21 protein-coding genes are annotated in these 20,694 nt (G+C 72.1%); 13 read left to right on the top strand and 8 right to left on the bottom strand.

Features of this window, described 5'->3' with window-relative positions; genetic code table 11:
- Positions 1-12: 12 nt before the first annotated feature.
- Positions 13-1,173 (bottom strand): hypothetical protein, encoded by a 1,161-nt coding sequence (locus FHS13_RS13820; RefSeq protein WP_184292252.1) that lies wholly within the window; start codon positions 1,171-1,173, stop codon positions 13-15.
- Between the two features lie 184 nt (positions 1,174-1,357).
- On the opposite strand from FHS13_RS13820, the gene thiD reads away from it, so the two are divergent.
- The 5 genes from thiD to FHS13_RS13795 all read left to right on the top strand — a co-directional run bounded on the left by thiD (position 1,358) and on the right by FHS13_RS13795 (position 6,380).
- On the top strand, positions 1,358-2,152 hold the full coding sequence (thiD, locus tag FHS13_RS13815) for a bifunctional hydroxymethylpyrimidine kinase/phosphomethylpyrimidine kinase (RefSeq protein WP_184292250.1): 795 nt from the start codon (positions 1,358-1,360) through the stop codon (positions 2,150-2,152).
- A 212-nt stretch (positions 2,153-2,364) separates the two neighbouring features.
- Positions 2,365-3,159: a DeoR/GlpR family DNA-binding transcription regulator gene (locus FHS13_RS13810; RefSeq protein WP_184292248.1), complete on the top strand. Its 795-nt coding sequence runs from the start codon at positions 2,365-2,367 to the stop codon at positions 3,157-3,159.
- A gap of 11 nt (positions 3,160-3,170) precedes the next feature.
- Positions 3,171-4,250, top strand: coding sequence for a galactose-1-phosphate uridylyltransferase (gene galT, locus FHS13_RS13805; RefSeq protein WP_184292526.1), 1,080 nt, complete (start codon positions 3,171-3,173; stop codon positions 4,248-4,250).
- Positions 4,247-5,377, top strand: coding sequence for a galactokinase (galK, locus tag FHS13_RS13800; RefSeq protein ID WP_184292246.1), 1,131 nt, complete (start codon positions 4,247-4,249; stop codon positions 5,375-5,377). Before galT ends, galK begins: the two co-directional genes overlap by 4 nt.
- A gap of 73 nt (positions 5,378-5,450) precedes the next feature.
- Positions 5,451-6,380: a Gfo/Idh/MocA family protein gene (locus FHS13_RS13795; protein ID WP_184292244.1), complete on the top strand. Its 930-nt coding sequence runs from the start codon at positions 5,451-5,453 to the stop codon at positions 6,378-6,380.
- Between the two features lie 90 nt (positions 6,381-6,470).
- On the opposite strand, the gene FHS13_RS13790 is transcribed toward FHS13_RS13795, so the two are convergent.
- Complete coding sequence (locus FHS13_RS13790; protein ID WP_184292242.1) at positions 6,471-6,746, bottom strand: GlsB/YeaQ/YmgE family stress response membrane protein; 276 nt, start codon at positions 6,744-6,746, stop codon at positions 6,471-6,473.
- Positions 6,747-6,990: 244 nt separating this feature from the next.
- Between FHS13_RS13790 and FHS13_RS13785 the strand changes: the two genes are divergently transcribed.
- Positions 6,991-7,377, top strand: a complete 387-nt coding sequence (locus FHS13_RS13785; protein WP_184292240.1) for a helix-turn-helix domain-containing protein — start codon at positions 6,991-6,993, stop codon at positions 7,375-7,377.
- On the opposite strand, the gene FHS13_RS13780 is transcribed toward FHS13_RS13785, so the two are convergent.
- The 3 genes from FHS13_RS13780 to FHS13_RS13770 all read right to left on the bottom strand — a co-directional run bounded on the left by FHS13_RS13780 (position 7,358) and on the right by FHS13_RS13770 (position 9,298).
- On the bottom strand, positions 7,358-7,987 hold the full coding sequence (locus FHS13_RS13780; protein WP_184292238.1) for an ATP-dependent Clp protease proteolytic subunit: 630 nt from the start codon (positions 7,985-7,987) through the stop codon (positions 7,358-7,360). The two genes, FHS13_RS13785 and FHS13_RS13780, sit on opposite strands and share 20 nt — an antisense overlap.
- Entirely contained in the window at positions 7,984-8,640 is a 657-nt protein-coding gene (locus FHS13_RS13775; protein WP_184292236.1) for a ClpP family protease, read from the bottom strand. The genes FHS13_RS13780 and FHS13_RS13775 overlap by 4 nt, the downstream gene beginning before the upstream one ends.
- A gap of 172 nt (positions 8,641-8,812) precedes the next feature.
- Positions 8,813-9,298 (bottom strand): MarR family transcriptional regulator, encoded by a 486-nt coding sequence (locus tag FHS13_RS13770; RefSeq protein ID WP_184292234.1) that lies wholly within the window; start codon positions 9,296-9,298, stop codon positions 8,813-8,815.
- A gap of 248 nt (positions 9,299-9,546) precedes the next feature.
- Here FHS13_RS13770 and FHS13_RS13765 point away from each other — a divergent pair, with 248 nt between their 5' ends.
- Genes FHS13_RS13765 through mnhG form a run of 6 tightly spaced genes read left to right on the top strand, consistent with a single transcriptional unit; the run spans position 9,547 to position 16,303 of the window.
- Positions 9,547-12,492, top strand: a complete 2,946-nt coding sequence (locus FHS13_RS13765; RefSeq protein WP_184292525.1) for a Na+/H+ antiporter subunit A — start codon at positions 9,547-9,549, stop codon at positions 12,490-12,492.
- Complete coding sequence (locus tag FHS13_RS13760) at positions 12,489-13,325, top strand: Na(+)/H(+) antiporter subunit C (protein WP_184292232.1); 837 nt, start codon at positions 12,489-12,491, stop codon at positions 13,323-13,325. The genes FHS13_RS13765 and FHS13_RS13760 overlap by 4 nt, the downstream gene beginning before the upstream one ends.
- Entirely contained in the window at positions 13,322-14,980 is a 1,659-nt protein-coding gene (locus FHS13_RS13755; protein ID WP_184292230.1) for a Na+/H+ antiporter subunit D, read from the top strand. Before FHS13_RS13760 ends, FHS13_RS13755 begins: the two co-directional genes overlap by 4 nt.
- Positions 14,977-15,579 (top strand): Na+/H+ antiporter subunit E, encoded by a 603-nt coding sequence (locus tag FHS13_RS13750; RefSeq protein WP_343065026.1) that lies wholly within the window; start codon positions 14,977-14,979, stop codon positions 15,577-15,579. The genes FHS13_RS13755 and FHS13_RS13750 overlap by 4 nt, the downstream gene beginning before the upstream one ends.
- Entirely contained in the window at positions 15,576-15,908 is a 333-nt protein-coding gene (locus FHS13_RS13745) for a monovalent cation/H+ antiporter complex subunit F (RefSeq protein ID WP_184292229.1), read from the top strand. Before FHS13_RS13750 ends, FHS13_RS13745 begins: the two co-directional genes overlap by 4 nt.
- Positions 15,905-16,303, top strand: a complete 399-nt coding sequence (gene mnhG, locus FHS13_RS13740; protein ID WP_184292228.1) for a monovalent cation/H(+) antiporter subunit G — start codon at positions 15,905-15,907, stop codon at positions 16,301-16,303. The genes FHS13_RS13745 and mnhG overlap by 4 nt, the downstream gene beginning before the upstream one ends.
- 27 nt (positions 16,304-16,330) lie before the next feature.
- On the opposite strand, the gene FHS13_RS13735 is transcribed toward mnhG, so the two are convergent.
- On the bottom strand, positions 16,331-17,887 hold the full coding sequence (locus FHS13_RS13735; RefSeq protein WP_184292227.1) for a helix-turn-helix domain-containing protein: 1,557 nt from the start codon (positions 17,885-17,887) through the stop codon (positions 16,331-16,333).
- A 204-nt stretch (positions 17,888-18,091) separates the two neighbouring features.
- On the opposite strand from FHS13_RS13735, the gene FHS13_RS13730 reads away from it, so the two are divergent.
- A complete protein-coding gene (locus tag FHS13_RS13730; protein ID WP_184292226.1) occupies positions 18,092-18,583 on the top strand; it encodes a GreA/GreB family elongation factor in 492 nt (163 codons plus the stop codon).
- Between the two features lie 121 nt (positions 18,584-18,704).
- Here FHS13_RS13730 and FHS13_RS13725 read toward each other — a convergent pair whose 3' ends face one another.
- Positions 18,705-19,763 (bottom strand): enoyl-CoA hydratase/isomerase family protein, encoded by a 1,059-nt coding sequence (locus tag FHS13_RS13725; RefSeq protein WP_184292225.1) that lies wholly within the window; start codon positions 19,761-19,763, stop codon positions 18,705-18,707.
- 103 nt (positions 19,764-19,866) lie between these two features.
- On the bottom strand, positions 19,867-20,472 hold the full coding sequence (locus FHS13_RS13720) for a TetR/AcrR family transcriptional regulator (protein WP_184292224.1): 606 nt from the start codon (positions 20,470-20,472) through the stop codon (positions 19,867-19,869).
- Positions 20,473-20,694: the final 222 nt, after the last annotated feature.

Raw genomic sequence — 20,694 nt, 5'->3', positions numbered from 1 at the left:
GCCGGGGGGTGCTCAGTTCCGGCGCATGAGCATGTCGAGCACGGGCCCGAACTCGTCGTCGGAGCTGTGCAGCGACACCGACCGCGCCTCGTGGTCGACCTCGGCCCTCACCGGGCGCAGGTCGGGCAGCTCGGCCCCGGAACGCTCCCGGGAGCTCGGGTGCCACCAGTACAGCTGGGTGGTGATCGGCTTGTCGGCATCGGCCGCGAACCGCTCGGCGAGCTCCTGGAGGCGTTCCATCGCGGCGATCGGATGACCCTGTCCCAGGGGATGGACCAGGACCGCCTGGGGCACCGGGAGGGCGACGAGTGCTCCGTGCGGCGCCTCGCCCACGTGCTCGGCCAGCGCGTGGACCCGGGCAGCCGCGTAGGGGTGCTGACCGCCGATGTGGATGATCCGGACCCCGTCGAGCTCGTGCTCGCTCACCTCGGCCGGCTCCTCCAGGGACCCCGAGACAGCGGCCTCGAAGGCCTCCTCCTCGGAGAGGCCGAGGCCGGCGAGTTCGGCGCGGTCGAGCGGCCGAAGGCTGTCGGGGGTGTCGGCGGCCACGGTCTGGCGCAGTCCGGGAGCCGGCTCCCGGTACAGGAGCCTCTCCCAGACCTCCTCCGGCAGGGCCGTGTCGGGGTAGAGGCGCACCCGGAGCCGGACCTCGGAGGGCTCCTCCTTCGCCCGGACCTGTTCGATCTGCTGCGCGATCGCCTGGGCGAAGGGGCCGGCTGCCTCGAAGGCCTCGTCGATCGAGGCGTTCTCGACCCGGGACAGGTAGGTACCGACGTCGGAGGAGGCCCGCCGCCCGTCGCCCATCGGCACGCTCAGCGTCTGCGGGTCCTCGAAGCGGGCGTCGAGGCCCATCTGCTCGAGCACCGCGACCAGGGCGCCGCGTCCGTGGTCGCCGGAGCGCGGGGGGTAGCGGTTGCCGAGGGGCGCTCCCCTTTCCCGGAGCGCCCGCATCAGGGCCAGAACCACATGCCGGGCCATCTCGGGATACGACTCGTCCGGGTAGGAGCGGGCGTCCTCGACGGAGGAGGCGAAGTCGTTGGTGAAGGTCCTGCCGTCGGACAGGTGGATGCGCAGCTCGGTCTGCGACAGCCGCTCGACGGGGATCTCCTCCTGCTGGAAGGCCTCCACCAGCAGGGCCATCATGTCGGGTGTGGAACTCTGTTCTTCTGGCATACCCGTGTGACTCCCCGATGCCCGTGACGGTTCGCATCTTTCCGGGAACCCGCGGTGCGGGATGGTCGGCCCGCAGGAACTCCCGCCCCGCGCCTGTGATGCAATTGTCCGGAAAGTCGGAATGCCGTCGACCGCTGGACGGTTTCCGGATACCGGCAGGAGAACATCGACAGAGGGGGTTGGGATGACCAACCGCGCGTACGTGATCGCAGGGTCGGAGGCCACCGGAGGCGCCGGCATCCAGGCCGACCTCAAGGCCTTCCAGGAACTGGGCGTCTACGGGATGGGGACGATCACGTGCATCGTCTCCTTCGACCCGGGCAACGGGTGGGGGCACCGCTTCGTCCCCGTCGCGCCGCAGGTCATCGCGGACCAGATCGAGGCCGCCACCTCCTGCCACGACCTGGACACCGTGAAGATCGGCATGCTCGGCACCCCGGACACCATCGACGTGGTGGCCGAGGGGCTCAAGCGGCAGCCGTGGCGGAACGTGGTCCTCGACCCCGTCCTGATCTGCAAGGGCCAGGAGGCGGGCGCCGCCCTGGACACCGACAAGGCGCTCACCGAGAAGATCCTGCCCCTGGCCACGGTGATCACGCCCAACCACTTCGAGGCGCGCACCCTGGCGGGGATGGAGAGCATCGACAGCGTCGACGACCTGATCGAGGCGGCACGGCGCATCCACGAGCTCGGCCCGCGGCACGTCGTGGCCAAGGGCGGCGTGGAACTGCCCGGCCCGGACGCCGTGGACGTGTACTTCGACGGCGAGGAGGTGACCGTCCTCAGCGCTCCCAAGATCGGTGAGGAGCGGGTGAGCGGCGCCGGCTGCACCTTCGCCGCCGCGATCACCGCCGAACTCGCCAAGGGGGCGAAGGTCGGAGACGCCGTACGGACCGCCAAGCAGATGGTCCGCAAGGGCATCGAGCAGCGCCTGGTCACCTCGGCCCCCTTCGCCTCGGTGACCACGCACACGCCCTGACCCCACCTCCGATGATCTTGCTCCCGGCGGCCCGCCCGTCGATCGGACCCTTCCCTCGGGGCAAGGTCATCGGACACGGAGCGCGGTCCGGCAACGCTCGGGCGGGCCCTCCGGAGGCTGTCGCTCCCGGGTCCTGCACGTGTTGACAGCACCCAACACCTTGCGACACTGTTTCCCACAAGTTCCAACACTCGTCGACACGTGGGGGACGGATGCTGGCCGCGCAGCGGCAGGAGAGAATTCTGGAGCAGCTCCGGCGCACCGGAGGGGTCCGCGTCGCCGACCTGGTCGAGAGCCTCGCGGTGTCGGACATGACCGTCCGGCGCGACCTCGACGCCCTGGAGAGCCGGGGAGCGCTGCGCAAGGTGCACGGCGGCGCCGTCGCCACCGCCCGGACCGAGGAGCCCGGCTTCGAGGCCAAGTCCGCCCGCCACGAGGACGAGAAGCACGCGATCGCCCGCGCCGTCGCCGGTCTGGTCGTCCCCCACAGCGCCGTGGGCCTGTCGGCCGGCACCACCACCGCGACCGTCGCGCGGTATCTGGTCGACGTCCCCGGCCTCACCGTGGTCACCAACTCGCTGCACGTGGCGGAGGTGTTCCACCGGGCGGCCCGACCCGACCGGACCGTGGCGCTCACCGGCGGGTTCCGCACTCCCTCCGACGCGCTCGTGGGGCCGCTCGCGCTCGCCTCGATCCGCGGCCTCAACCTGGACACCCTCGTCCTCGGCGTACACGGCATGCACGAGCGCGCCGGGTTCACCACGCCGAACCTCACGGAGGCCGAGACCGACCGGGCGCTGGTGGAGTCGACTGCCACCCTGGTCGTGGCCGCCGACCACAGCAAGTGGGGCACCGTCGGGCTCAGCACCATCGCCCCGCTGGAGCGCTGTGACGTGCTCGTCACCGACTCCGGTATCGGCGCGCAGGCCCGCACCGCGCTGGCCGAGCGGGTGGGCCGGCTGGAGATTGCCGAGGTGCGCGCCGGCGAGCGGAGGGCCGGGGCGTGAGCGCAGCGGAGGTGCACCGGCTCGCGGGCCGGCTGGCCGACGGACGCGAGATCGTCTACTTCGGCGAGGACGGGATCCCCTCCCCCGCCCCGGACCTGCGCGACCTGCCTCCCCGGACCTCGGGCTCGGAGATGCGCTTCGACCCCCTGCTGCGCGAGTGGGTCGTCATCGCCGCGCACCGGCAGGGCCGCACCCACCTGCCGTCCGACGACGAGTGCCCTCTGTGCCCCTCCTCCGGGGAGCGGCGGACCGAGGTCCCCGCCTCCTCCTACGACGTGGTGGTCTTCGAGAACCGCTTCCCCTCCCTGGTGGCCGACGACGGCCGGATCCTGGAGCCGGTCGGGGAGCCGGAGCACACCCGGCGGACGGGTGCGGGCCGCTGCGAGGTCGTGGTGTTCGGCCCCGACCACGGCGCGTCCTTCGCCGACCTGTCTCCGAGGCGGGCGCGCACGGTCGTGGAGGCGTGGGTGGACCGGACCCGGGCCCTGTCCGCGCTGCCCGGTGTGGAGCAGGTGTTCTGCTTCGAGAACCGGGGCGCCGAGACCGGGGTGACCCTCCACCACCCGCACGGGCAGATCTACGCCTTCCCCTTCGTTCCTCCCCGCACCGAGCGGGTGCTCGATTCCGCGGCCGCCCATCGGGAGCGCACCGGAGGCGACCTGTTCGCCGACGTCCTGCGCGCCGAGCAGGAGGCGGGGATCCGCGTGGTGGCGCGCTCCGAGCACTGGACGGCGTTCGTCCCCGCCGCTGCCCGCTGGCCGGTCGAGGTGCACCTGTACCCGCACCGGCCGGTTCCCGACCTGCCGGGGCTCACCGGCGCCGAGCGCGACGACTTCGCGCACCTGTACCTGGACGTGCTGCGCCGCATGGACGCGTTGTTCGGGGCCCCGCTGCCGTACGTGTCGGCCTGGCACCAGGCCCCGGTGCGGCGCGGCCGCGACCTCCTGCGGCTGCGTCTGGAGCTGTTCTCGGTGCGCCGGGCCCCGGGAAAGCTCAAGTACCTGGCGGGGACCGAGTCGGGCATGGGCGTGTTCGTCAACGACATCGTGCCCGAGGACGCCGCCCGCCGGCTGCGGGAGTCGTCGGTATGACGCGGGAGGCGGCCGGCTTCGAGAGGGCGTTCGGCTATCCGCCGACCGGGGTGTGGCGGGCGCCGGGCCGGATCAACCTCATCGGTGAGCACACCGACTACAACGACGGGTTCGTGCTGCCCCTCGCCCTCTCCCGGTCCCTGACTGCCGCGGCGGCGCCGCGCACCGACGGGCGGGTGCGGCTGCGCTCGCGCCAGGCCGACGAGGTGCTCGACACCGGCCTGGACCGCCTCGTGCCCGGTTCCGTGCGGGGCTGGGCGGCCTATCCGGCGGGTGCCCTGTGGGCGATGGCCGACGCGGGCCGCCCGGTCGGCGGCCTGGACCTGTACGTGGACAGCGCGATCCCCCCGGGTGCGGGCCTGTCGTCCTCGGCCGCACTGGTGTGCGCCACCCTCCTGGCCGCCGCCGGCGACGACCCGCCCGCACCGGAGGAGACCGCGCGCCTGGCCCGGCGCGCCGAGAACGTGTTCGTCGGGGTGCCCTGCGGGGTCATGGACCAGGCGGCGGTCATGCTGGCCCGGGAGGGGCACGCGCTGTTCCTGGACACGCGGACCCTGGAGGCCGAGCACGTGCCGCTCGACCTGCCCGCGCTCGGCCTGTCCCTGCTGGTCGTGGACACCCGCGCACCCCACCGCCTGGTGAACGGCGCCTACGCCGAGCGCCGCCGCACCTGCGAGGAGGCCGCGCGGGCCCTGGGGGTGTCCGCGCTGCGCGACGTCGCCGATCCCGCCGCCGCGCTGGCCGCCCTTCCCGAGGGTGCCGTCCGCCGGCGGGTGCGCCACGTGCTGACGGAGAACGCGCGGGTGCTCGAGGCCGCGGCGCTGCTGCGCCGGGGCGACGTGCGCGCGGTCGGCCCTCTGCTCACCGCCTCCCACGCCTCTCTGCGCGACGACTACGAGGTGAGCGTCGCCGAGACCGACACCGCCGCGGCCGCCCTGCTCGACGCAGGGGCCCTGGGCGCCCGGATCACCGGCGGCGGCTTCGGCGGCTGCGTCATCGCCCTGGCCGACGCCGACCGCACCGACGACTGCGCCCGTGCCGTCCGCTCCGCCTTCCGCCTGGGCGGCTTTCCTCCGCCCGCCCTCTTCGAGGCCGCCCCCTCCGCCGGCGCCTCCCGCCTGGCCTGACCCCGGCCTTCTTCCTGGGAGCGCTTCCACGGAGAATGGCGGGAACACGTTCACCGCGAGCCGAGGAATGCGCATGGGACTCAGGATCGGACTGCTGGGCACGGGGTACTGGGCGGCGGAGACGCAGGGGGCGGCACTGGCCGCACATCCCCGGGCGGAACTGGCCGGGGTGTGGGGACGCGATCCCGGCAAGGCCGCGGCGCTGGCGGAACGCCACGGAACACGTGCCTACGGCGATGTCGACGCACTGCTGGCCGACGTGGACGCGGTGGCGGTGGCGCTGCCGCCCGACGTGCAGGCCGAACTGGCGCTGCGGGCCGCGCGGGCCGGGCGGCACCTGCTCCTCGACAAGCCCCTGGCCCTGACGACCGCCGCGGCGGAGGCCGTCACCGCCGAGGTGGAGGCGCGCGGGCTGGCGTCGGTGGTGTTCTTCACCAACCGCTTCAACGGGTCCATCGACTCCTTCGTCCGCGCGTCGGCCGCCCGGGGCGGCTGGCACGGGGCCCAGGCCACACTGTTCGGCTCCATCTTCCAGCCGGGCAACCCCTACGGCGCCTCGCCGTGGCGCCGGGAGAAGGGCGGCCTGTGGGACGTCGGACCGCACTTGCTGTCGGTCGTGCTGCCGGTGCTCGGGCCGGTGGAGTCGGTGGCTGCGGTGGCCGGGCCGCGCTCCACCACGCACCTGCTCACCCGCCACCGCGGCGGCGCCGTCGGCTCGTTCGCGATGACGCTCGACGCCCCGGAGAAGGCGCAGGTGTTCGAGGTCGTCCTGCACGGCGAGGAGGGCCGGGTGCGGCTTCCCGAGGGCGACCGCAGCCCCGTGGAGGCGTTCGGCACCGCCGTCGACCGGCTGCTCGACCAGGTGGAGGGCTCCCCCGGCGACCCCTGCGACGTGCATTTCGCACGGGACGTCGTGGCCGTCCTGGAGGCGGCCGAGACCGCCCTGCGGCTGGGCCGCACGGTGGACATGGCTCAGGCCGCCGGAGGTACCCCGGCGGCCTGAGCCGATGTCCGTCGAGTCGAGAGGTGTCCGGCCGCGCTCCCGAACGCTGCCGCGTTCCCTGCGCGGCCGGAACCGCCCCCGAAGACATCCCTAACCGGTCTTCCGGGAGTTCTTGGCGTACATCCCGTCGGCCAGGTAGACGAGACCCGCGGCCACCAGGATCTGGACGATCAGGACGATCCACGAGAACCCGTCCTGATTGTCGATGAAGAGGCCGGCGACCCAGCCGCCGAGGAAGGCGGCTACGATACCCAGCAGCAGGGTCAGCCAGATCGGCAGGTGCTGCTTGCCGGGAACGACGAGGCGACCGAGTGCGCCGATGATCAGACCGACGATGATCGCAGTGATGATTCCGGTAATACTCAAGACCCCTCCTCGGGATAGGCGCCCTTGCCACGTGCCCGCCCCGACGCGACAAAAACACCCGTAGTATCCAAACGGTGACAAGCTTTTCCCCGCCCGGAACTCGGGAGCGCAACGGCGGGGACCGCGCGGGCACGCGGACTCCTCGCCTTCTGCCCTGCGCAGAAGGCGGCCTCCCGCCCCTCCCTCCGCGGCCGGACGCGGCGTAGGCTCGGGGCCACGAGCGCACGAGAACCGGGAGGCTCCGATGACCGACGTCCTACGCTCCCTCGACGAGGCCCGGCGGGGACCGGAGCAGAGTCCCGGAACGCCCGAGCCGCTTCTGCGCGACCTCATCGGCGACCTGCTCCGCCGCACCCGCACCGGGCAGGGCCGGACCCTGCGCGAGGTGGCGGAGGACGCCCAGGTGTCGCTGCCCTACCTGTCGGAGATCGAGCGCGGCCGCAAGGAGGCCTCCTCCGAGGTCCTGGCCGCCGTCTACCGCTCCCTGGGCCTGAGCATCGCCGACGTCCTCGCCGAACTCCACCGGCAGGTCCTGCCCGCCGCCTTCCACCGGATCGGCCGCGCCGACCTCCGGCGGGCGGGCGCTCCCGCACCCGCCCGCCGCGCCGAGGTCATGTCCCTGGCGGCGTGAGGTCCTTCCGGCGGAGACCGCCCCGGTCGGCGACGACCTCGTCGACCAGGCCGTACTCCCTGGCCTGCTCGGCGGTGAAGATCTTGTCCCGGTCGGTGTCGGCCCGCAGGCGCTCCACCGTCTGGCCGGTGTGCCGGGACAGGATCTCCTCCACCTGCGAGCGGACCCGCAGGATCTCCGCCGCCTGGATCTCCAGGTCGGCGGCGACCCCCTGCCCTTCCCCGGAGGGCTGGTGGAGCAGGACGCGGGAGTGCGCCAGGGCCATCCGCTTGCCGGGCGCACCCGCGGCCAGCAGGACGGCGGCGGCCGAGGCCGCCTGCCCCATGCAGACCGTGGCGACGTCGGCACGGACGAACCGCATCGTGTCGTAGACGGCGGTCAGGGCGGTGTTCGAGCCGCCCGGCGAGTTGATGTAGAGCTGGATGTCGGCCTCGGAGGACTCGTGGTCCAGGTGCAGCATCTGCGCCATGACCACGTTGGCGACGTCGTCGTCCAGGGGAGTGCCGAGGAAGACGATCCGCTCCGACAGGAGCCTGCTGAACACGTCGGAGGACCGCTCCCCGCGGGGCGTGCGCTCCACGACCACCGGAACCGTGTAGCGACCGCTCACCGCGCACCTCCCGGGGCCGCGAAGCCCGGCGCGAACCGGCCGATCCGGAGACCGCCGCCCATCTCGGCGGCGGAGGCGACCACGTGGTCGACGAAACCGTACTCCCTGGCCTGCTCGGCGGTGAACCAGGCGTCGCGGTGCTGGTCGCGGGTGACGGTCTCCTCGCTCTGCCCCGTGTACCGGGCGATGAGCCGCACCATGGTCTGCTTGGTGTACGCGAGGTTCTCGGCCTGGATGGCGATGTCGGCCGCGGTACCGCCGAGTCCGCCCGAGGGCTGGTGCATCATGATCCGCGCGTGCGGAAGGCTGTAGCGCTTGCCGGGTGCCCCGGCGCAGGCCAGGAACTGGCCCATGCTCGCGGCGAACCCCATGACCAGGGTGGACACGTCGTTGGGCACGAAGTGCATGGTGTCGTGGACGGCCATCCCCGCGTGGACGGATCCCCCCGGGCTGTTGATCGCGAGGGTGATGTCCTTGTCGGGGTCCTCGTCGGCGAGCAGCAGCAGCTGCGCGCACACGCGGTTGGCGGAGTCCTCGTCCACCTGGGTGCCGAGCAGCACGATGCGGCTGCGCAGCAGGCGGGCGGCGAGCCGGTCGTCGAACCCGGCTCCGTCCGGGGCCTCCGAGGCGGCGAGCCTCTGACGGGTCGGCATGGAACCCTCCTCTCCCGGCGGGGCCGTTCCCCGCCGGTGGTTCCACACTGCTCCGGTCCCGGTCGCCGCCGCCACGGTTTCGGCCTGCGGCAGATCTGCCACGGGCAGACCGGAGCGGACAGGGGTAAGGAGACGGCCTCGCCAGGGGCGCCGGCCCGGTCCGCCGGGGAGGTCAGGTCTCGTCGATGGCCTCGCGCAGATCCCGCAGGAGACCGAGCACGACCGGTCGCAGCGAAGGCGTGATGGCCTCGAACAGGCGCTTCTGCTTGGCCTCCATGTTGCGGCGCCAGACGGCGAGGACCCTCTCCCCCTCCTCGGTGACGGTCACCACCGTGCTGCGCTCGTCCCGCTCGGAGCGGCGGCGCGCCACCATGCCCTTGCGCTCGAGTTGTTGGATCATGCGGGTGACGGAGGGCGAGGAGACCCCGACCACGTGGGCCACCGCGCCCACGGTCGGGTTGTCCAGCCCGCGGACCGCCTCCATGAGGAGGGACTGGGTGAGGGTGATCTCCTCCGCACCCCGGAGCCCGCTGCGGGTGCGCGCGTGGATCGCCGCGTTGATCAGCTCTGTCCACGCGCGCTGGAACTCCTCGAGCTCCACGCCGTGGTCTTGGTCACGGTGCGAAGCGGCACTGGACTCGGGTGTCTCGGCGAACACGGAACTTCCTCGTCGGATGGGCTGGCGGCCTCGGTCAAGGGCTCGCGCGTTGGTTTGACGTTTAGATAGCTTAGCTATTAAATAGCTTAAGCACGCAAATTTACGATATCCACGCCCTCTCGACCGTGGCGTTGCCCGCCCCCCCTTCCCCGACGGTGGGTGCACCCGTCCGCTGCCGGGGGCTGTGGACGTCCGTCCAAGACAACGGGACGGGCCCGGACAAATCCGGGAGGGGCGCATTGACCACAGTGCTGATCGCGCATTTCATCGCAGCGGCGGTCGCGCCCTTACTGATACGCCGGTGGGGCCGCAACGCGTTCCTCGCGCTCGCCGTGGTCCCGGGGGTCTCGACCGTCTGGGCCCTTTTCCAGCTCCCGGCCGTCCTGGCCGGTGACACGCTCTCGACCTCCGTCGAGTGGGCCCCCGCGTTCTCCCTGCGCCTCGGCCTGTACATGGACGGCCTCGGCCTGCTCATGACGCTCATCGCCGCGGGCGTGGGCACCCTGATCCTGATCTACTGCGCCCGCTACTTCAGCGACTCCGAGCCCGGCCTCGGCCGCTTCGCCGGCGTGTTCACCGCCTTCGCCGGGGCAATGCTCGGCCTCGTGCTGGCCGACGACCTCATCCAGCTCTTCGTGTACTGGGAGCTGACCACGGTCCTCTCCTACCTGCTCATCGGGCACAGCACCGAGCTGAAGGAGAGCCGCCGCGCCGCCATGACGGCCCTGACCGTCACCACCTTCGGCGGCCTGACGATGCTCGTGGGCATGATCGTTCTCGGCGAGACCGCCGGGACCTACGTGATCTCCGAGATCGTCGCCTCCCCGCCGGAGGGCACGGCCGTCGAGGTCGCCCTCGTCCTCGTGATGGTCGGCGCGATGTCCAAGTCCGCGCTGTTCCCCTTCAGCCTGTGGCTGCCGGCCGCCATGCGCGCGCCCACGCCGGTCTCCGGCTACCTGCACGCCGCGGCGATGGTCAAGGCGGGCGTGTATCTGGTGGCCCGGCTCACCCCCGGCTTCCACGACAGCGCGGTCTGGACCTCCATGGCGCTGTTCTTCGGTGCCCTGACCATGGTGCTCGGCGGTTGGAAGGCCCTGCGCCAGTACGACCTCAAACTCGTCCTGGCCTACGGCACCATCAGCCAGCTCGGTTTCCTCATCTGCCTCCTGGGGGCCGGCACCCGCTCCGCCGCCCTGGCCGGGATCTCCATGCTCCTGGCGCACTCGCTGTTCAAAGCGCCCCTGTTCCTCGTGGTCGGCATCATCGACCACGGCACCGGGACCCGGGACCTGCGCGAACTCTCGGGGCTGCGCCGTTCGATGCCGGCGACCTTCTGGACATCCGTGCTCGCCCTGGCCTCCATGGCGGGCCTGCCCCCCACACTGGGCTTCGCCGCCAAGGAACTCGCCTTCGGCGCGTTCACCCGCGGCGACGGCGTCGACATCGCCGTCCTGGCAGCCCTCGTGCTCGGCTCCGCCTTCACGGTCGCCTACAGCCTCCGCTTCCTGTGGGGCGGCTTCATGGACAAGCCCGATGTGGCGGACACCCCCGTGCACGCGCCCGGGCCGCTGTTCCTGGCACCCGCCGTGATCATGGCCGGGTTCGGCCTCGTCGGCGGGCCGCTCGCCTCCCTGCTGGACCCCTTCATGGCCGTCTACTCCGCCACCCTCCCCCTCGGCCCCGGCGCCCACGACGAGCACCTGGCGCTGTGGCACGGCTTCGGGCTCCCCCTGCTGCTGTCGGCGGTGGTCGTCGCGGCAGGCCTGGTCCTGTTCCGCTTCCGCACCGCCGTCGCGTGGGCGGGCGTACGGATGGGCCGGGTCGAGGGCGATCGCGTCTACCGCCGGATGCTCAGCGGCCTGGAGAACCTCGCCCTCCAGGTCACCGGCAGCACCCAGCGCGGTTCCCTTCCGGTCTACCTCAGCACCATCCTGGTGGCCCTGGTGGTCGCCGCCGGGGTGTGGGTCGTCCGGGGACGCCTCTGGGAGGGCGACTACCCCCAGCTCCGCATGTGGGACAGCCCCGTCCACCTCCTGCCCGCCGTCATCGTCGCGGCCGCCGCGCTGCTGACCCTGTTCATGCGGCGGCGCCTGTTCGCGGTCGTCCTCGTCGGCGTCACCGGCTACGGGGTGGCCTCCCTCTTCTACCTGATGGGCTCACCGGACCTCGCCCTCACGCAGTTCCTCGTCGAGACCGTCAGCCTGGTGGTCTTCGTCCTGGTGCTGCGGCGCTTCCCGAGCCACTTCTCGGCACCCGCCCTGCGCGGCCGCCGGGTGTGGAACATGGCCGTGGGAGCCGTCAGCGGCGTGCTGGTCGCCGCCATGACGTGGTTCGCCCTGGCCGGGCGCAAGGAGCCGTCCGTCTCGGAGGGCTACCCCGAGGCGGCCGAGAAGGCCGGCGGCGACAACATCATCTCCGTGCTGCTGGTCGACGTCCGCGCCTGGGACACCATGGGGGAGATCGCCGTGCTGGCCGCGGCGGCCGCCGGCGTGGCCAGCCTGATGTTCGTTCGCCGCTCGCAGCCCCGCAAGATGGCCGTCGGGGTACTGGCCCGCTCCCGGACCTCGGTGCCCGAGCCGAACGGCGAGCGGCCGATCGACCTGAGCGGCATCACCCTGGCTCCCGAGAGCCTGCACATCCGCCCCAAGTGGGACCGCACCTGGCTCTCGGCGGCGCACGCCCTTCCCACCGAGCGCCGGTCGGTCGTCTTCGAGGTCGTCTCGCGCTTCCTGTTCCCCGCCGTCATGATGATCTCCGTGTACCTGCTGCTGACCGGCCACGGCGCGGTCGGCGGCGGCTTCGCGGGCGGCATCGTCGCGGGCCTGGCGTTCATCGTCCGCTACCTGGCGGGCGGGCGCTTCGAGCTCTACAGCACCGCGTGGGTACAGCCCGGCGCGCTGATCGGCACGGGCCTGGCCGTGGCCACCGGAACGGCGCTGGGCGGCGCGGTCTTCGGCGACAACGTCCTGGCCGGCGGCCACTTCTACCTCGACCTCTGGATCCTGGGAGAGGCGCACGTCACCGTGTCCACGCTCTTCGACCTCGGTGTGTACCTGCTGGTCATCGGACTGGTCCTGGACATCCTGCGCAGCCTCGGCGCCCGCATCGACGAACAGATCGAGCGGGACTCCGCAGACCCCGACACGTCGGCCGCGGCCGGATCCTCCGTACGGCCCGAGGAGGTCACCTCGTGAACGACTCCCCGAGTCTGCTCATGGTCGTCCTCATCGGCGTCCTCGTCGCGGTGGGCGTCGTGCTCCTCCTCGAGCGCAGCCTCAGCCGCGTGCTCCTCGGCTTCATCCTCATGAGCAACGGTGTCAACCTGCTGCTCCTCGCCATGGCGGGGAAGATGGGGGAACCGCCCCTGCTGTGGCTGTCGGATCCGGAGGAGATGACCGACCCGCTGCCGCAGGCGATGATCCTCACCGCCGTCGTCATCACCCTCGGTATCACGGCACTCCTGCTGGCCATGGCCTATCGGAGCTGGCAGCTGGAGGGCAACGACGAGGTCCAGGACGACGCCGAGGACCTCCGGATCGTGCAGGGCGAGGGCCGGCGCGCGCTGCGGCGCAGGTTCGCCCGCGAGCGCCGCAGGCTCAAGGCCGACATCCGCCGCCAGCGCGCCGAGCTCCAGGCGACCATCGCCGCGGCCGACGCCCAGGAGCTGGCCGAGCAGGCCCGGATCAAGGCCGAGATCGCCATCGCCGAGGCCGAGCTCGCCCGCTACGAGGCCGAGGCCGAGGAGCACGGTGCGGACGAGCAGTCCCAGGAGACGATGCGCAAGCTCAGCAGCCGGGCCGAGACCATGGCCGCCCAGGTCCAGGAGCTGCGCCAGCGCATCCGGCTGGGCCGCAAGCGGCTGCGCGAGCACCGCCGGGCCGACCGCGCCGCCGAGCGCGAGCTGTGGCGCGAGCTGCGGCGGCGGGTGCGCGCCCAGCGCCGCCAGGCACGGCAGAGCATGCGGGCCGAGCGTGAGCGCCTGGCCCGTGCCGAGGACAGCGACCTGCAAGGGAGTGACTGGCCGTGAGTTGGGACTACTTCGCGGGTCTTCTCCACTACTTCGTCCCCCTGCCGGTGGTGATCCCGCTGTTCGCGGCGGGGGTCAAGATGGCCATGGGCAGCCGGGGCCCCAAGTTCCAGCAGTGGCTGAGCATCATCGCCCTGACCCTGGTGCTGGCCATCGGCGGCGTGCTCATGGTGGGCTCCTACCTGTTCGGCCCGCAGGCGGTGCAGATCGGCGGCTGGGAGGCACCGATCGGCATCACCCTCGTGGCCGACCAGCTGTCCGCACTGATGGTGACGGTGTCGGCCGCGGTCACGCTGGCCGTGCTCGTGTACTCCATCGGCCAGGGCATGGCCAGCAGGGCCGAGGTCGCGCCGCTGTCGGTGTACCAGCCGACCTACCTGATCCTGGTCGCGGGCGTGTCCAACGCCTTCCTCGCCGGTGACCTGTTCAACCTGTACGTCGGCTTCGAGATCCTGCTGACCGCCAGCTACGTGCTGCTGACCCTGGGCGGAACGCAGTCGCGCATGCGGGCGGGCGCCATCTACGTGGTGGTCTCGCTCGTGTCGTCGGTGCTGTTCCTCATCGCGATCGGCCTGGTCTTCGGAGCGACCGGCACGGTGAACATGGCCCAGCTCGCCGAGCGCATCCCCGAGCTCCAGCCCGACCTGAGAGCGGTCCTCCAGGTCTTCCTGCTGTTCGCCTTCGGCATCAAGGCGGCGGTGTTCCCGCTGGCCGCCTGGCTGCCCGACTCCTACCCGACCGCCCCCGCACCCGTCACCGCGGTGTTCGCGGGTCTGCTCACCAAGGTCGGCGTCTACGCGATCATCCGCGCCCACACGCTGCTCTTCCCCGGGCAGCTGCTCAGCGATCTGCTCATGTGGGTGGCGCTGGCGACCATGATCATGGGCATCCTCGGTGCGGTCGCGCAGACCGACATCAAGCGGCTGCTGTCGTTCACCCTGATCAGCCACATCGGCTACATGGTGTTCGGCGTGGCGCTGGGCACCGAGCTCGGCCTGGCCGGCGCGGTGTTCTACGTGGCCCACCACATCACCGTGCAGACCACGCTGTTCCTCATCACGGGTCTGATCGAGCGCCGGGGCGGGTCCACGTCGATGGACCACCTCGGCGGCCTGGTGCAGATCGCCCCGCTGCTGGCCGTGCTGTTCTTCGTGCCGGCGATGAACCTGGGCGGCATCCCGCCGCTGTCGGGCTTCCTGGGCAAGCTCGGCCTGCTCCAGGCCGGCGTGGAGGTGGGCACACCGCTGGCCTACACGCTGGTGGGGGCGTCGGTCCTGACCAGCCTGCTCACCCTCTACGTGATCTCGCGCGTGTGGAACTACGCGTTCTGGCGGGCTCCCTCCGAGGGCCGGGTCGCCGACCCCGGCACCGTGCTGGAGGACACCGAGGCCGACGACACCTCCACCGCGGCCCTGGGCCAGGGCGACGCGGTCGGCCCTTCCTCCCGGCTGGGAAGCTCGATCACCGCGAGCGCCCCGGTGGTCACGTCGGTGGCCCTGCCCAAGAGCATGCTGGGCGCCACGATCGCCCTGGTGGCCTTCGGCCTGGCCCTGACGGTGTTCGCGGGACCGCTCATCGACTACTCGTCGGACGCGGCGACGGAGCTGCTCGCGCGCACCCCCTACATCGAGGCAGTCCTCGGAGGTGACCGGTGAAGGTTCCCGAAAGGCCGTCGAGGCTGAGGGCCGCACGCAACCGCCTGGGCAAGGTGCAGTTCTCCGTCGCGGTCGGCATGACGCTGGTGTGGATGCTGCTGTTCAACGGCTTCCAGCTGCGCCCCGAGTCACTGGGACTGCTGGTGCTGGGGTTCCTGGTGGCGGTGGTGATCATGCTGCTCTTCCCGATGCCGCCGATCGACCCCGGTTTCCGCTTCCGCCCGATCGCCCTGGTCCGGATGGTGGCGTACATCCTCGCCAAGATGGTCGTGGCGAGCTTCTCGGTGATCCGCCAGATCTTCACCTCCGGCGAGGTGCACAGCTCGGTCATGGCCGTGAAGCTCAGAACCCAGTCGGACCTGATGCTCGTGTGCACCGCCATCGCCAGCTCGATCATCCCGGGGACGGTCATCGTCGAGGTCGGCCGCGACGAGTGGATCCTCTACGTCCACGTCCTGGGCGCCGACGACGAGGAGAGCATCGAGCAGTCCCGCCTCGACATCCTCGAACTCGAGCGCCAGATCGTGCTGGCACTGGGGACCGGCAAGGACGTCGCCGCCCTGGCCGGGCCCGCGCCCACCGGAGAGGAGAGCCCGTGACCGTCCTGTGGATCCTGATCGCCGCCATGCTCGGCGTGGCGGCCCTGCTGGAGCTGATCCGGCTGGTGCACGGCCCGAGCATCCTGGACCGGGCCGTGGCGCTGGACGTGCTGCTCGTGTCGGCCCTGACCGGACTCGGCGCGTACGCGGCCTACCACCGGGACCCCACCATCCTGCCGACCCTGCTGGTGCTGGCCCTGCTGGGCTTCGTCGGCTCGGTCAGCATCGCCAAGTTCGTCGCCCGCCGCTCCGAGGAGCACACCGACACGCAGGCCGGCGGAACCGGCTCCGCCGAGGGTCCGCCCGTCGAGGAGGGGAAGGCACCGTGAGCGAACAGCTCGTCGCCGTTCTGGACTGGATCGCGATCCTGTGCCTCCTGTTCGGCGCCGCCCTGTGCCTGCTGGCGGGGATCGGCCTGATCCGCTTCCCCGACCTGCTCGCGCGCATGCACACCGCGGCCAAGCCGCAGGTCCTGGGGCTGCTGCTGGTCCTGGTCGGCATCGGGATCCGGATGATCCCGGTGGAGACCAGCGTGTTCAACATCGGCACGCTCTTCCTGGTGGGCCTGTTCCAGGTGGTGACCATTCCGGTGGCCGGCCACATCGCCGCCCGGGTCGCCTACCGGACCGGGCGGATCCGCAGCGACCTCCTCGTGAAGGACGAGCTGGCGGAGCGGTTGAGGGCCTCGGGCAGGAACCCCTCCCAGGAGAACCCGCAGCGGTAGAGGCGGCCGCGGAAACGCGTCCGCACGTCACCCGCGGGCATCCGCTCCCGCCGGGGCGGCGTCCTCGGGCAGGGCGGCGAGGGCCACGGTGAGGGCGACGCGGGCCTCGGGATCCTGGAGGGGGAGGTCGGCCACCTCCCGCATGCGCCGCAGGCGGTAGCGGACCGTGTTCGGGTGCAGGCCGAGGAGCTCTGCGGCCGAGGCCAGGTCGCCGTGGCTGTACAGCCAGGCCCGCAGGGTACGCGTGTACTCGGTGCCGTGCGCGGTGTCGTGGGCCAGCAGGACCACCACCGGGTTGCGGCCGGGCAGGCGGCCGGACTCGGCCACCAGGCGCAGCCGGCGCAGCAGGACGGAGTGCCAGGAGTCGTCGTAGACCACGGGATCGCTGCCCGACGCCAGGGGCAGGCACTCGTCCGCCTCCTGCCTGCTGGCGGGCAGGTGGGCGGCGTCGGCGGCCCCGCCCACACCGACGACGACCTCGAGGCGGTCGGGCAGCCCGCGCACGGTCGAGCGCACCCACTCCAGGGCCGGGGCGGTGGCCCCGCCGCAGGAGAGCACCGTGTAGACGGTGTTGCCGAGGAGCGTGCTGCGCCCCGGCCGTGACCAGCCGAAGCCGGTGGTGACCTGTTCGAACAGGTGCAGGACGGCGGCGTCGGGGTCGGTCGGGGTGCGGGCCTGGAAGGCGATGACGCGCAGTCCGTCGGCGAGGAGGCCGATCCGGCCCGCCGCCTGGACCGGGTCGACCGATCCCTCCAGGAGGTCGATCACCGACTCCGACTCGACCTGGCGCTCCAGGTCGCTGCTCACCCTGGCGCGCAGCATGTGCAGGCCGACCGTGTGGGCGCCCTCGTTCAGGGCACGCAGGCGGGCCTCGTCCAGGGGCTCGTCGCACACCGTCCACAGCGAGCCGAGGAGCTCGCGGCCCACCCGGATCGGCACGACCGTGCGGCCGCCCATCCCGATCTCCGGCGCGGCGGGGACGAAGAGGGGCCCGCTGCTGGCCGTGAGGCGGGCGAACACCCCCTCGGCCTCGAGTCTGTCGCGTACCGCGTCGGGCGCGCGCCGGGTGACGATCGTGTCCCGGCGCACCCTGTCGGCCGTGCCCTGGTACTCGGAGTAGGCGACCACCCGCCAGGTGCGGTCCTCGATCGTGACGGGACCGCCGACCTCGGCGGCGACGGTGTCGGCGAGGGCGAACAGGTCGCTGGGGCCGCGCCCCGACTCGGTCTCGCGGCCCTCCAGGACCAGGCCGTAGACGATGCCGGAGATCTGGCTCCACGACACCGCCGGGTCGACCAGGACCAGGGCCAGGCCCCGTTCGTGCAGGTGGGCGCGCACCTCGGCGCCGGCCTCGGCGGCGGAGCGGAGGATGACGACGTCGGCACGGGCCTGGTCGGCCAGGTGCAGGGCCTCCTCGACGGCCTCGACCCCCACGGCCAGGAAGGCGTCGCCCCTGGGCGGGGTCTCGTCGGTGGGGTCGTGCATGGCGACGCTGCGCAGCTGCTTGCCGCGCAGCGGCTCGGGCCCGACCAGACGCGCCCCGTATCCGCCCAGGACGTTGACGAGCCGATCAAGATTGATCACCCGTTTCCGCCCCCTCGATGTTGTCCGACAGCGACAAAACCGTTACGCCTGATTGTCGTTCCACAATAGCGAGCGGTCTTCGGTCCGTGGCCACACTCAAGAACGAGGGGCAGCACCCCCGGCCCTCCGACCCTCTGTCTGAATTGTCTGCACTCGCGCCACGGACGTGTCCGTGGCGCGTGTTCGTGAAGCTAAGGACGTTCCATGAGCAAGACTGCCAGCCGTTGGATGACCCGGGAGGCCTACGAGCGACTCAAGGAAGAGCTCCGGGTGCTGAACAGCGACCCCGACGACGATCCGGGAACGAACTCCGGAACGGTCGGGGGCGCGGGGAACACGATCCCCGCGCCCCGCTACATTCACGACCCGGGCGTGCGCGAGGCCCGCGTGAAGACCATCGAGCGGCTGCTCCTCGAAGCCGTGGTGGAGGACGTGCCCGACGACGGCATCGCCGCCCCCGGCAAGGTGCTGACCATCCGCTTCGACGACGAGGAGGAGACGGAGGAGTTCCTCCTCGGCGTCCGTGACGCCTCGGTCTCGGAGGGGATGGACGTCTACTCGCCCGAGTCGCCGCTCGGCGCCTCGCTGCTGGGTGCGCGGCCGGGCGAGCGGCGGACGTTCACCTCACCGCGCGGCGCGGTGATCGGTGTGACCCTCGTGGCCGCCGAGCCCTACCGCTCGCCAGCGGCGAACTGACCCTCCTCCGCAGCCGACCAGGGGACCCCCTCGCGCCCCGGTCGCGATCGCGGGCTCCGTCCTGACAGGGAACGGAACCCGCGACCGCGGCCGGGGCCCCCTCGTTTCCGGGCGGAACACCTCAGGAGCCGGGAACCAGCCCGAGGGGACCGTCGGGGGCGGGGGCAAAGTGGCGCTCGACCTCGACCGCGGAGACCGCGGCGAGCGTGTCGGGGGACCACTTGGGTGAGCGGTCCTTGTCGATCACCTGGGCACGCACGCCCTCCACCAGGTCGGGCGAGGCCAGGGCCGCGCACGAGACCCGGTACTCCTGCTCCAGCACGGCTTCCAGGGTCGGCAGTTCCCCGGCCCGGCGCAGCGCCGCCAGGGTGGTCTTGACCGCGGTCGGCGACTTGGCCAGGACGGTGTCGGCGGCGGCTGCCGCCTCAGGGTCGCCGAAGGCGCTCAGGCGCTCGACGATCTCCTCCGCGGTCTCCGCCGCGTAGCACGCGCCGATCCACGGCTTCCCGGTCAGGGACGGCTCCGGAGGTGTCTCGGCGAAGCGCTCCACCGCCTCAGCCACGCCGCCGGCGGACGTGGCGTCCGCGAGCGCGGCGACCAGCTCGGCCAGCCTTCCGGAGGGCACGAAGCGGTCGGCGAGGCCGAGAGCAATCGCGTCCCCCGCGCCGATCGCCCCGGCGGTGAGGCCCAGATGGGTCCCCGTCTCGCCCGGAGCGCGGGAGAGGAGGTAGGTTCCGCCGACGTCGGGAACGAACCCGATCGTGGTCTCCGGCATGGCCACCAGGGACCGCTCGGTGACGATGCGGACCGAACCGTGCGCGGACACACCGACCCCGCCGCCCATGACCACGCCGTCCATGAAGGCGACGTAGGGCTTGGGGTAGCGGGCGATGTGCGCGTTCAGGAGGTACTCGTCGCGCCAGAAGGCGGCTGCCCTCAGATCTCCGTCGCGGGCGCTCGCGGAGATGGCGCGGACGTCGCCGCCCGCACACAGGCCCCGCTCCCCCGCTCCGTCGATCAGCACGGCGGCGACCGCGTCGTCGTCCTCCCAGGCCGCGAGGGCGCCGCGCAGGGTGAGGACCATGTCGTGGTCGAGGGCGTTGATGGCGCGCGGCCGGTTCAGGGTGAGCCGGCCGAGACGGCCTTCCACCCGTACCAGGACCTTGTCGTCGGGGCTCATGGTCTCGGGGCTCCTTCGGGGTCGGACGGGCGAGGAACTGGCCGGAGGCGGCCTTCGGGGTGGTGGCGGGCGGGGGCGCGTCCGGCCCCCGCCCGCCGCCGCGTCAGGAGGCGGCCACCGCGCCGGGCGCACCCATCAGGGCGTACGCCTCCTCCAGACGGCCGGGGAAGGCGTCCGGTGTCTCCGCCAGCCTCATGGCCGTGAGCTCACAGGCCATGGCGGCGTGGGCGGCGAGGACCGCGACGTTCTCCGGGGTGCCCACCTCGGTGAGCGCACCGGCCAGCCGGAGCGCCCTCTCCTGGCGGGTGAGCAGGTAGCGGGACCGCAGTTCGGTGCTCTCCCTGAGCAGGCGGGCCAGGACCGCCGAGTGTCCCGGGGAGAGCGCGATGTGGGGCCGGGCGGCGGAGGCCGACTCCCGGATCGCGGCGACGGCGGCTGCCAGGTCGCCGCCCAGAGGTCGGGGCGCCTTCTCGCGAATGTGGGCGCACATCCGGTCGGTCTCGGCGCTCTCGTCGGCGAACAGCACCTGCTGTTTGTCGCCGAAGTAGCGGAAGAAGGTGGTGCGGCCGACCTCGGCGCGTTCTGCGATCGCGGCGACCGTCACGTTGTCGAATCCGTGCTCCGCGAAGAGCTGGAAGGCTGCTGACACGATCATCGCTCTGGCCTTGCGCCGTTTACGGGCGTGGAGCGTGTCCGGGGGGTGATGCATGTGGCGGAACCTATCAGATGAGGCCCGGTCCGCTCGGGGACAGCAGGACCATAGGGACGGTAGTCCTGAAGCGTCTCCGGAGAACCGGGAGATCGGGAGTCTTCTGTGCCTGCCCTGTGTTTCGGAAAGCAACCGCGAGGGGTACAGGCAGGCCCCGTGCGGCTGCACCGGTTGGGCCGGAATTTTATTCCAGAGCAGCACCGGTATGGCAACCGCACCCTC

This window comes from Nocardiopsis algeriensis (assembly GCF_014203695.1).
Lineage (GTDB): Bacteria > Actinomycetota > Actinomycetes > Streptosporangiales > Streptosporangiaceae > Nocardiopsis > Nocardiopsis algeriensis.
Note: the sequence above shows the minus strand (reverse complement) of the source record. Positions and strands in the feature narration are given on the sequence as shown.